Below are 11,029 nucleotides of genomic sequence, written 5' to 3' on the forward strand. Positions count from 1 at the left end.
CAACCGGAGCCCCTTTTTCGGCCGCGAGTCCGACGAGAGCACGGTCATACCCGCGGACGGTCGCGGCGGCCGGCCCTCCCGCGCCGCGGCACCAGGCCGGGAAACCGCCGACTACCCGGTTGAACCGCCCCGCCTGTCCCCGTCTTCGTCGCCTCGCGGGCGGGCTCGGTCCAGGGAACCGGATCGATCACGACGCGCCCAGTGATGTCCGCCACTTGACAACCGGCGCCACCGGGGCAGCCGACCGGGCGGCGCAACCCGCTGGTCCGCTCGGAGCCCGCGGTCGCGTACCGGACGAGCAGGGCCGCGAGTTCCGCCTCGAAGGCCGGAAGGTCGACCGGTTCCGGTCCGGCGATCAGTTTGTGCACGAGCAGTTCCACCGTGTTCGCCATGATCCGCGCCGCCAGGTCCACATCGGACACGCGCGCGTCCGGGGACCGCTCGAGCAGCTCGCGCACGTAACCGACTTGCTCCTCCTCGTGCCGGGCGACCTGCTCCAGCAGCTCCGCGGAACGCGGGGCTTGTTCGGCCATCACGCAGCGCGTCCTCGAGCGTCTCCGGCGGCCCGGCGGTTTCCCGGTGGCGGCGCAGGGCTTCCGCGCCGGCGTCGAGATGCCTCGCCGTCAATGCGACGAGGATGGCGTCCTTGTTCGGGTAGTACTGGTACAGCGACCCGATCGACACCCGCGCCCGCTCCGCGACGCGGTTCGTCGTGCCCGCGGCATAGCCCCTGCTCGGCGAAGACCCGCGCGGCCGCGGCGAGGATCCGCTGCCGGGTCAGCTCGCCACGCACCTGCTGGGGCTCCTTGCGCGGCTGAAGCCGCTTTCCGAGCATCGCCAGCCTCTTCGGCAGCAGTGAGCTTTTGCTCACAATAAGCCGCTGAGCAGGCTCGGAGCACCCAGCGCGGCTGGCCCCGGCCCGGTGCCGAAGCCCGGGCCGGGGCCAGCGGTCAGTCGCGCCCGAGACCGGGCAGCGGGCGCGTGCCCTCCGCCCGCACCGCGTCCAGCGCACGCGGGTCCAGGTCGAGCAGCCGCAGGATCGTCGGCGCGATCTGCGTCGTTTCGACCGCCGCCGGGATCAGCGCGCCGTGCCCGCCGCTGACCACCAGCGGCACCGCGCGGTCGTCGTCCGCCGCGCCACCGTGTTCGGCGATCTTCGAGTGGCCGCCGGTGTACACGACGCCGTGCTGCGCGATGCCGACCAGATCCGGCACGCGCGGGTCGCCCTGGCCGGCGTGGAAGTACCGAGCGGCGTCGGCTCCGGCGTACACCGAGGTCAGGCCGGAGTGCGTGAACGGCTTGGGCGCGCCGGTGCTGCCGTTCCCGGTGCCGGACTGGGCCAGCAGGTACTGCCGGGCGAACGCGGCGGCCTCCGGCGAACGGTCGGTGAACCACAGCAGCATCGCGTCGTCGTCGGTGGACTGGGCGACCAGATCGGGCGCGCCCGGATGCGCGGCCCGCCAGGCCGAGTTCAGCCCGGCGAGCAGCGGGGCGTCGTCGATGCGGGTCAGCGCGGCCGGGTCGATCGGCGACTGGCCGTGCTTCGCGGACAAGATCACCGCGGTCGAGCGGTCCAGCCGCTGTTTCCGCAGTTCCGCGGTGAACGCGCCGAGCTGCCGGTCCACGAAGTCCAAAGCGGACCGCAGCACCGGGCCGGGCGTGCCGTCGGCCTGGTACCCGCCCGGCTGGCCGCCGGAGGACGGGAGTTTCTGCGCGGTCGAAACGGACTGGAAGTTCATTCCGAACACGCCGGGCGCCCCGGCGCGGGTCCGTCCGCTGTGGTCGAATCCGTCGATTTCGTTCAGGACGGCTTTGGCCTTGTAGCCGTCGTAGCGCTGAGTCGCGGCGTTGTCTTTGGTCCAGTCGCCGGAATTCGGCGCCTTGCTGTTGATCTCCGGGGTGAAAAGGTCGTCGATCCCAGTGCCGGACGGACCGCTGAGCATTTCGTACGCCGGATGCTTGTCCGACCACGCGGTGCGCAGCCCGGCCTTCCGGGCGACCTCGAAGACGGTGTTCACCCGCAGGTATTGGTGCGGGTAAACAGGTGCGCAGGTCTTGGGGTCGACCGGAAGCGCGGCGGGATTGATCAGCGAGCGCGGGTCGCCGGTCATCGCGAGCACGCCGTCGGGCAGGTTCGGCAGCCCCTGCCCGGCGTCGATGCTGTCCTGATTCCGGTCGAGGTCCTCGGTGTAGTCCACTGTGGACCCCGGCTTCGCGCCCGCGCACGAGGTGGTGCCGGCCGGCAGCAACGCCCGGTTGTAGGTGGCGTCGTAGTAGATCCCGGTGGTCGCCGGGTTGCCGCCGGTCACCTGGCCGACCATGCCGGGGAACGAATCCGACGGCACCGGCGTGCTCGCGTGCGCGTACTCGGTTCCGTGCGCGGCGAGCGCGGCCAGCGCGGACCCGGGATGGGTGCGCGTGTACCACTCCAGGTCCGATTGATGGAGACCGTCGACCGAAAGCAGCAGCACGTGCTCGACGCGCACCGGCGCGGCCAGTGCGGGCACCGCCGCCGCGACGGCGCCGGCCGCCGCCATCGCGATCGCGGCCCGCCAACGAATTCTCGACACGGATGTCCTCCTCGTCTCTGCCGCCGACGCGGCGACCGGCGTATTCCAGGCCGCACACAAAGACGCCGGAAAACCGCCGGAGAAACACCAGATGAACGCTGGCGGCGAAGCGGCGCGGAAACGCGGCGCAATTCGCCCGATTCGTTCACCGGAGCCGATATCCGCACCCGGCCGCGGGACGAGTGCTTGCACTTCGCTAGCACTCGTGGTCTCCTAGTAGTGCTTGCACATCGCAATCACTTCGAAGGGGAAGCCATGATCCGCCGAGTACTCGCCCAGTGCACCGTCTCCGACCTCCCGCGCGCCGAGAGGTGGTACACCGCCCTGTTCGACCGCGGTCCCGACTCCCGGCCGATGCCCGGCCTGCTCGAATGGCACCTCGGCGACGCGTTCGGGCTCCAGGTGTGGTCCGAGCCCGAGCGGGCCGGGCGGTCGACGGTCGTCTTCGAGGAGACGGATCTCGACGCCGCCGCGGCGCAGGCGACGAAGGCCGGGGCCGCCCACGACGGACCGCAGCCCGGCGGCGGCGCGCGCATTCTGCCGCTCACCGATCCGGACGGGAACCGCGTCGTCTTCAGCGGCGAGTGAGGGCGGGTTGACCGCCTGCCGCGAACCGGCCTAGTCTCGCGATTAGAGAGATCGCTCTAGTCGTGAGCCCGAGGAGGTCCGATGCCGCGCGTGGAGCTTTCCGCCGGGCCGATCGACTACGCCGACACCGGCGGCACCGGCCCGGCGCTGGTGTTCGGGCACGGCTTCCCGATGTCCGGCACGCAGTGGCGCAAGGTGGTCCCGCTGCTGGACGGCTACCGCTGCCTGCTGCCCACGCTGCCGCTCGGCGCGCATCTCGCCCCGATGCGGCCGGACGCGGACCTGACCCAGTTCGGCGTCGCACGGCTGCTGGGCGAATTCCTCGCCGCACTCGACCTGCGTGACGCGACTGTCGTGCTGAACGACTGGGGCGGCGGCCAATTCCTCGTCGCCGACGGCCTGGCCCCGGCCGAGCACGTCGCCCGGGTCGGCCGGCTCGCGCTCGTCGCCTTCGAGGCGTTCGACAATTTCCCGCCCAAGCCCGCGCGCGCGGCGGTCAAGCTGCTCCGGCTGCCCGGCGGGCCGTGGCTGCACGCCCAAGCCACCCGGACCTCCTTCTACCGCCACGCGAAGGCGGCGTACGGCGGGATGTGCGAGAGCCGGATTCCGGACGACGTGCTCGAAGGCTGGTTCGCTCCGGCCTTGCGGGACCGGGAAATCCGCCGGGACATGGTCAAATTCGCCACCGGCAGCCCGCCGCGGCGAGTGCTGCTCGAATGGACCGAGCGGCTGCGGTCGTTCGACCGGCCGGTCCTCGTCGTCTGGGCGGGCAAGGACCGGATGATGCCCGCCGAGCACGGACGCCGCCTCGCCGACCTGTTTCCGGACGGCCGGCTCGTCGAGATCCCGGACAGCGGCACGCTGATCCCGGAAGACCAGCCGGAACGGCTGGCCAAGGAACTGACCGCATTCCTGACCGAAACCGGCGCGGGGTGACTCGCCAGGCTGGCACCGGCAGCGGAAACTGCACGCCGGTCGGTTGTTCCGTGGCCGAAGCGCCGTTCGGGCGGAGGAACGACTGATCGCCGGCAGCAGGGTGAGGAACCGCCGCGGCGAACCGCGGTTGTGCTGCTGGCAACGCTCCAAGGAATCGCGACGCCGCGCAACGGCGACGTCGTTCGGCCGGAATCGCTCGAGGGCCCGTCGAACAGTTCCCGCACGGCGCTCGGCATAACGAAACCGGTCGGCCCGGCGAATGCGGCGGACAATTGGATACCGTGGTCGGCATGGCTGACCAACGACCGCTCGGCTTGCGAGAACGCAAGAAGCTCGACACGCGCAAAGCGCTGAGCGACGCCGCCGTGGCGCTGATGTACGAGAGAGGTCCAGACAACGTCGTCCGCGAGGACATCGCGGAGCGGGCCGGGGTGTCGCTGCGCACGTTCAGCAACTACTTCGCGACGAAATACGACGCGGTCGCCTACCGGCAGCAGCACCGGATCCGGCTCAGCGCGGAACTGCTGCGCGCCCGCCCGGCGGAAGAACCGCTGTGGACCGCTCTCGCCGAAGCGCTCATCGAACCCCTGCGCGCGGACGCAGTGCCGTTCGGGCAGCCGGCCTCCGACCAGCTCAGCGCGGTGCAGGCGTGGAGCGCGACCCCGGAGATGCGCAGCGCGCTGGCCCGCGTGGACACCCGCGACCTCGTCCAGGCGATCGCCGAACGCACCGGCAGGCGGGTCGGCGAACTGTACCCGCAACTGGTGTCCGACGTCGCGATCACGGCCATGATGACGGTGCTGAACCGGTTTCTGGACGAGAGTCTCGAAAAGTCGGTACCGGCGACCTTGCGCGAGGTCTTCGCGGGGATTTCCCAGGGGCTGCCGCCGCGGTGATCAGCGCCGGGAAGCGAATTCTCCCGGCCGCCACGAACGTAAGCCGCCATTTCGTAGCGACATCCGGCTGCGCGGCGCGGAATTCGTCGAACTCACCCGGATCGAACACGGCATCCTCAGCGAGAATGACCGACGCCATCTGCTGCCGCCACCCCGAGGGCCGAACGGCTGAAATTCGGCGGCGAGGACTTCAGGACCGGCCCGCCGACCGGTGAACTCGGCGAAGCCCGCCCGGAGACCGCTCATCCCGCACTGGGCAAACGTTGGGCAGGACGGCGGGCGACGGAACGTCCCGACGAGTGGGCGGCTCACGACTCCCACCGCACCAGCCGCCGCACCACCTTCCCGGTCGCGTTGCGCGGCAACGGATCCCGGGTCAGGAACCACGCCGTCGGCACCTTGTACCGGGCGAGCCGGCCGGCGAGATACTCGCGCAGCCCGGCGGCGTCCACTTCGGACCCTTCACGCACCACGACCTTCGCGGCGACGATCTGGCCGTAGTCCGGATCCGGCAGCCCGGCCACGAGGCAGTCGGCGACGCCGGGGTGTCCGACGAGCTGTTCCTCCACCTCGGCCGGGTAGATGTTCTCCGCCCCGCGCAGGATCAGATCGCTGCGCCTGCTCACTACGTACAGCGCCCCGTCGCGCAGCTGGCCGAGGTCGCCGGTCCGGAACCAGCCGTCCTCGGTGAACGCGGCCGCCGTCGCGTCCGGGTCGTCGAAGTAGCCGAGCATGACCTGCGGCCCGCGGAGGTGGATCTCGCCGTCGGTGCCGTCCGGAACCGGGCGGCCTTCGGCATCGCGGATCCGCACTTCCATGTTCGGCACGGGCCGCCCGGCGGTGTCCGGATCGGCGAGGAGTTCGGCGGGCGTCGCGAGGGTCGCCGCGGTGGAGGACTCGGTCAGGCCGTAGTTCGTGCTCAGCGAAGCCGCCGCCCCGGGCAGCGCGTTCCGCAGCCGGTCTTTCAGCTCGGCGGTCGACGGCGCGCTGCTGACCGAGACCGTCTTGAGCGTGCTGAGGTCGTAGCCGGAGAGATCGGCCTCGACGAGGCGGGACAGCATCGTCGGGACCGCGCCCCAGTTGGTGATCCGCTCGGCCTGCACGAGGTCCAGCACCCGGTGGATGTCGAATTTCCCCTGGTACAGCACAGCCGTGTCGCCCACCGCGAGCCGCACGACGGCGAGGTTGTGCAAGGCGGCGATGTGGAACAACGGCGTGGCCAGCAGGAATCGGCGGTCGCGCGCCGGACGGCCGAATTCCGCCGCCACCGCGTCGTTGAACAGGTGGAACCAGACCGCGGCGAGCACGTTGCGATGCGAGTGCGTCGCGCCTTTCGGACGGCCGGAGGTGCCGCTCGTGAAGAGGACGACGGCCGGGTCGTCCTCGTCGACCGGCTCCGCTTCCAGCCGGGCGCCCTCGTGCCGGCCGAGGAGTTCGCGGTATTCGGGGCTGCCGAATTCCAGCACCGGGTACCGGTCTTCGACCAACGGCTTGCGGCCCGCGTCGGCGAGTACCACCTTCGGAGTGGTCAAGTCGAGGCCGTGCGCGACCTCCGGCGCCGCCCACATCGAGTTCACCCCGACCGCGATCGCCCCGAGCGACACCGCGGCCCAGAACCCGGCTATCCACTCCGGACAGTTGGCCGCGCACAACGCGACCCGGTCCCCGCGGCCCACCCCGTATTCGGTCCGCAACACCGAGGCGAGCACCGCGACCTGGTCGTAGTGCTGGGCGAAAGTGAGCCGGCTGTCCCCAGCGACCAGATACTCGCGGTCGCCGAACCCGCGAGACGCCTCCAGCAATTCGGAGAGCCGCCGATGCCGCCGAGCGAACACCCTCGCCGGCCGGCCCGCGACCGGTTCCGACCGGATTTCGAACTCCGCGCCCGGCGCGGTCAGCCGCGCGACGATGTCGTCCCGTTCGGTCATCGGTCGCCTCCCGTGGTGCGCATCGGATCCTCAGCTTCCCGCCGCGAGCGGGAGCGGCGGCTTATCGCTTGTGAGCGAACCAGGTCGGCACGCCACCTTCCGCCGCATTCGCTATCCGAAGTGGACTCGCCCGCCGTCGACGACCGGACCACGCTCCGACGTGATCCGCAGGCCGCCGTACGACCAGCCTTCCACCTGCAATTCTTCGCCAGGGAACACCGGTGCGGCGAAGCGGCCTTCCAGCGACGTCAGGTCCGCCGGATGCGCGCCGACCTGCCGGGCGGCGACCAGCGCGCCCGCGCCGAGGGTGGCCAGGCCGTGCAGGATCGGGCGCGGCTGGCCGATTCCGGCGGCAGCCGCGGGGTCGACGTGGATGTGGTGCCGGTCCCCCAGCAACCGGTAGAGCAGCGCTTGATTGTCCGCAGTGGACAGTGGCGCGGTCCACTCCGGACGGTCCAAAGCCGCCGGACGGCCGGGGCCGCGTTCGCCGCCGAAGCCGCCGATGCCGGGACAGAACAACGACCACGTCGCGACAAAGTAGTCCGATTCGACAGCCACGTCATACACCGCCGCGCTGCCTTTGTCCCACACCTCCGGAACCGTGGCCCGCATGCAAACCTCGCCGGCGGGCGGCAATGGCTGCAAGACCCGCAGCCGCTGCGAACCGTGCACGGCGTTGCCGACCTCGAACGCTCCGGCCGCGCCGAGGACGTCCGGGGCCCATTGGGCGAGCGTCAGCGCGAACGGCGGCAGCACCCGCAGCCGGTCCTCGAACACCAAGTCGAGTTCGTCCGGCCGCGCGCCGACGGCGAGCGCGTAGAGGATCGGGGCGCGGTCGGCATAGGCCACGGTGCGCTCGCCGAGCACCTGGCCCTTCCAGTCCGCGGGGCTGTTCACTGCGCCCCGTAAACCGGTTCGGGCTCGGGCGCTTCGTTGAGCAGTTCGCGCACGGCCGGACCGACTTCGGCGGCGGTCCAGCGCCGGTCGAGTTCCCGGGCCGGGCCGTGGCTCCAGCCGTTTTCCACGCAGATCCGGCCGCCCTCGACCTCGATCACGCGGCCGGTGACGTCCGCGGCGTCCTCGCTGGCGAGCCACGCGACGATCGGCGACACGTTGCCCGGATGCATCGCGTCGAACCCGTCTTCCGGCGCGGCCATCCGCGCGGCGAACGGGCCCTCGGTCATCCGCGTGCGCGCGGCCGGGGCCAGCGCGTTCACCGTGATGCCGTAACGGCCTAGTTCCGCGGCGCCGACGAGCGTCAACGCGGCGATCCCAGCCTTGGCCGCACTGTAGCTGCCCTGTCCGACGCTGCCCTGCAGACCCGCGCCCGAGGTGGTGTTGATGATCCGCGCGGCCCGCGTACGCCCGGCTTTCGCCTCCGCGCGCCAGTAACCGGCGGCGTGGTGCATCAGCGCGAAATGCCCCTTGAGGTGCACCGCGACGACCGCGTCCCACTCCTGCTCGCTGGTCGTCACGATCATCCGGTCGCGCACGAACCCAGCGTTGTTGACCACAATGTCCAGTCCGCCGAACGCGTCGATCGCCTGCCGCACCAACGCTTCCGTCGCCGCGAAGTCCGCGACGTCGGCGCCGTTGGCCACCGCTTCGCCGCCCAGCGCACGGATCGCTTCGACCACTTCGCCGGCCGGGCCGTCCGACGCCCCTTCGCCCGCACCCGACGTGCCGAGGTCGTTGACCACGACGCGCGCGCCCTGCCGGGCGAGTTCCAGCGCGTGCTCGCGGCCGAGTCCGCGGCCGGCTCCGGTCACGATCGCGACCCGGCCCTCCAAGATCCCGCTCACATCATCTCCGTTCTTCGACCGGCCCGGCGAGGCGGTTCCCCGCAAACCAAGCAAGTGTTAGGCTACCAAGCAATCGCTAGGTTAGGAACGCACGTGACGATTTCCACGCAGCTCCACGACAACGGCACCTTCGTGGTCACCATGGACTACCCGCCGGTGAACGCCCTGCCGGTCGCCGGATGGTTCCGCCTCGCCGAAACGGTCCGAGAGGCGGGCGAGGACCCGGCGGTGCACGTCGTCCTGCTCCGCGCCGAGGGCCGCGGCTTCAACGCCGGTGTCGACATCAAGGAAATGCAGCGCACCACCGGTTTCGATGCCCTCGTCGGCGCGAACCGCGGCTGCTACCTGGCGTTCAAGGCGATCTACGAATGCGCCGTGCCGGTGCTCGCCGCGGTGAACGGCTTCTGCCTGGGCGGCGGCGTCGGCCTGGTCGGCAACTGCGACACGATCATCGCCGCGGACGACGCGTACTTCGGCGTCCCCGAGGTCGACCGCGGCGCCCTGGGAGCAGCGACCCATCTCGCCCGTCTGGTCCCCCAGCACCTGATGCGCACGCTGTACTTCACCAGTCGCACCATCGCGGCGAAAGACCTGGTACAGCACGGCTCGGTGCTGGAAACCGTGCCCGCCGCCGACTTGTCCGACGCCGCACTCGCCCTGGCCGCCGAGGTAGCCGCGAAGGACCCGCGCGTCATCCGGGCCGCCAAAGCCGCGCTCAACGGGATCGACCCGATCGACGTCAATCGCAGTTACCGTTACGAACAGGGCTACACCTTCGAACTCAACCTCATCGGAGCCGCCGACGAACACCGCGACGCTTTCGTCGCCACCGGCCGCCCGCTGAACGACTGACCTCTCGAGGAGACCCGTGCCTCTCCGCACTCCGCTCACCGAGCTGACCGGCGTCACCCACCCCATCGTGCAAACCGGCATGGGCTGGGTCGCCGGCCCGCGCCTGGTCTCCGCGACCGCCAACGCCGGCGCCCTGGGCATCCTCGCCTCGGCGACGATGACCTACGACGAGCTTGACCACGCCATCAAGGAAGTCAAGCAGCGCACCGACCAGCCCTTCGGCGTGAACCTGCGCGCCGACGCGGGCGATGCCGCCGAACGCGCCGAACTGCTGATCCGGCACGGCGTCAAGGTGGCATCTTTCGCGCTGGCGCCCAAAAAGGACCTGATTGCCCGGCTGAAGGACCACGGCCTGGTCGTCATGCCGACCGTCGGCGCCGCCCGGCACGCAGAAAAGGTCGCCTCGTGGGGTGCGGACCTGGTGATGATGCAGGGCGGGGAAGGCGGCGGCCACACCGGTCCAACCGCCACCACCCTGCTGCTGCCCTCGGTACTGGACGCAGTCGACATCCCCGTAGTAGCCGCCGGCGGTTTCTTCGACGGCCGAGGCTTAGCCGCCGCACTGTCCTACGGCGCGGCTGGCATCGGCATGGGCACGCGCTTCCTGCTCACCAGCGACAGCGCGGTCCCGGACGAGATCAAGCGCACCTACCTGAGCTTCGGCTTGGACGGCACCGTCGTCACCACCAAGGCCGACGGCATGCCGCACCGCCTGCTGCGCACGCCGTTCATCGAGAGCCTCACGAAGGAAGGCTTCGTGCAGCGCATGGCCCGGACCCTGCGCCGAACCAAGGACTACCAGCGGCTGAGCGGGCAATCCTGGCCGTCCCTGATCGCCGACGGCCTCCGCATGAAACGCGGCAGCGACCGCTCGTGGACGCAAACGATGCTCGCCGCGAACACCCCCATGCTGCTCAAAGCCGGCCTGGTGGAAGGCGATACGCGCGCCGGAATGCTGGCGGCCGGACAGGTGGTCGGGGTCATCGAAGACCTGCCGAGCTGCGCGGAACTGGTGACCCGGATCGTGGAGAGCGCACAAGAGCGGTTGAAAGCCACCAGCGCGCTGCTCGACTGAGCCGGGTTTCGCGCGGGACCCTCACCGGCTCAGACGCACTCAGCGGCCCGCGCAACCCGTCACCGGTCGTGAGGGGCCCCTTCACGGACTTGGATTCCCTCAAGGAGCCCTTCACAGCCCTCACGGCGGCGCGATCATCCGTGACGGGAACCCTGAACGACTCAATTCCCTCCGGTTCCCCTCACGACCGCCTGCGCCGATGCACCCAATGCCGCGAGCGCTGTCCCGCAACCCAACCGGCACCCCCGCAAGCCCACCGCACCACGCACCCAAGCCACGCCCCCCCGACCCCAACCGGCACCGACGCACCCAACCAGCGAGGCACCCACACCACCCCCGCACCCCGATACGAAGCCAAAACACGGCGCGGAGGTGCTTGTCA

At 70.7% G+C, this 11,029-nt stretch carries 10 protein-coding genes; 5 read left to right on the forward strand and 5 right to left on the reverse strand.

The annotated features are described in order from the left end of the window. Window positions 1–44: 44 nt before the first annotated feature. Together L942_RS45995 and L942_RS07480 are read right to left on the reverse strand one after the other, a co-directional pair. The gene (locus tag L942_RS45995; protein ID WP_063695729.1) at window positions 45–533 is read right to left on the reverse strand and encodes a hypothetical protein; all 489 of its coding nucleotides are present in this window, start codon (window positions 531–533) and stop codon (window positions 45–47) included. A gap of 417 nt (window positions 534–950) precedes the next feature. Then, window positions 951–2,537 carry an alkaline phosphatase family protein gene (locus tag L942_RS07480; protein WP_106964821.1) on the reverse strand — a complete coding sequence of 529 codons (1,587 nt, stop codon included), beginning with the start codon at window positions 2,535–2,537 and terminating at the stop codon, window positions 951–953. Between the two features lie 288 nt (window positions 2,538–2,825). Between L942_RS07480 and L942_RS07485 the strand changes: the two genes are divergently transcribed. The 3 genes from L942_RS07485 (at window position 2,826) to L942_RS07495 (ending at window position 4,990) form a co-directional block, all read left to right on the forward strand. Further along, the gene (locus L942_RS07485) at window positions 2,826–3,158 is read left to right on the forward strand and encodes a VOC family protein (protein ID WP_037356758.1); all 333 of its coding nucleotides are present in this window, start codon (window positions 2,826–2,828) and stop codon (window positions 3,156–3,158) included. 81 nt (window positions 3,159–3,239) lie between these two features. Beyond that, entirely contained in the window at window positions 3,240–4,094 is an 855-nt protein-coding gene (locus L942_RS07490; RefSeq protein WP_037356761.1) for an alpha/beta fold hydrolase, read from the forward strand. A gap of 290 nt (window positions 4,095–4,384) precedes the next feature. Next, window positions 4,385–4,990, forward strand: a complete 606-nt coding sequence (locus tag L942_RS07495; protein WP_037356809.1) for a TetR/AcrR family transcriptional regulator — start codon at window positions 4,385–4,387, stop codon at window positions 4,988–4,990. A 308-nt stretch (window positions 4,991–5,298) separates the two neighbouring features. Here L942_RS07495 and L942_RS07500 read toward each other — a convergent pair whose 3' ends face one another. The 3 genes from L942_RS07500 to L942_RS07510 form a co-directional block, all read right to left on the reverse strand. Continuing rightward, entirely contained in the window at window positions 5,299–6,918 is a 1,620-nt protein-coding gene (locus tag L942_RS07500; RefSeq protein ID WP_037356764.1) for a class I adenylate-forming enzyme family protein, read from the reverse strand. A 111-nt stretch (window positions 6,919–7,029) separates the two neighbouring features. After that, entirely contained in the window at window positions 7,030–7,815 is a 786-nt protein-coding gene (locus tag L942_RS07505) for a MaoC/PaaZ C-terminal domain-containing protein (protein ID WP_037356767.1), read from the reverse strand. Continuing rightward, window positions 7,812–8,720: an SDR family oxidoreductase gene (locus L942_RS07510; protein WP_037356770.1), complete on the reverse strand. Its 909-nt coding sequence runs from the start codon at window positions 8,718–8,720 to the stop codon at window positions 7,812–7,814. Before L942_RS07510 ends, L942_RS07505 begins: the two co-directional genes overlap by 4 nt. 93 nt (window positions 8,721–8,813) lie before the next feature. Here L942_RS07510 and L942_RS07515 point away from each other — a divergent pair, with 93 nt between their 5' ends. Both L942_RS07515 and L942_RS07520 read left to right on the forward strand, forming a co-directional pair. Next, window positions 8,814–9,572, forward strand: coding sequence for an enoyl-CoA hydratase family protein (locus L942_RS07515; protein WP_037356772.1), 759 nt, complete (start codon window positions 8,814–8,816; stop codon window positions 9,570–9,572). 16 nt (window positions 9,573–9,588) lie between these two features. Continuing rightward, a complete protein-coding gene (locus L942_RS07520; RefSeq protein WP_037356775.1) occupies window positions 9,589–10,647 on the forward strand; it encodes an NAD(P)H-dependent flavin oxidoreductase in 1,059 nt (352 codons plus the stop codon). Window positions 10,648–11,029 lie beyond the last annotated feature (382 nt).

Source organism: Amycolatopsis orientalis DSM 43388 (genome assembly GCF_000411975.1).
GTDB lineage: Bacteria > Actinomycetota > Actinomycetes > Mycobacteriales > Pseudonocardiaceae > Amycolatopsis > Amycolatopsis orientalis_D.

Excerpts from the sequence above, each read along its gene's own strand:
- L942_RS45995 (WP_063695729.1), bottom strand. The coding sequence starts at position 533 with ATGGCCGAACAAGCCCCGCGTTCCGCGGAGCTGCTGGAGCAGGTCGCC.
- L942_RS07480 (WP_106964821.1), bottom strand. The coding sequence starts at position 2,537 with ATGGCGGCGGCCGGCGCCGTCGCGGCGGCGGTGCCCGCACTGGCCGCG.
- L942_RS07485 (WP_037356758.1), top strand. The coding sequence starts at position 2,826 with ATGATCCGCCGAGTACTCGCCCAGTGCACCGTCTCCGACCTCCCGCGC.
- L942_RS07490 (WP_037356761.1), top strand. The coding sequence starts at position 3,240 with ATGCCGCGCGTGGAGCTTTCCGCCGGGCCGATCGACTACGCCGACACC.
- L942_RS07495 (WP_037356809.1), top strand. The coding sequence starts at position 4,385 with ATGGCTGACCAACGACCGCTCGGCTTGCGAGAACGCAAGAAGCTCGAC.
- L942_RS07500 (WP_037356764.1), bottom strand. The coding sequence starts at position 6,918 with ATGACCGAACGGGACGACATCGTCGCGCGGCTGACCGCGCCGGGCGCG.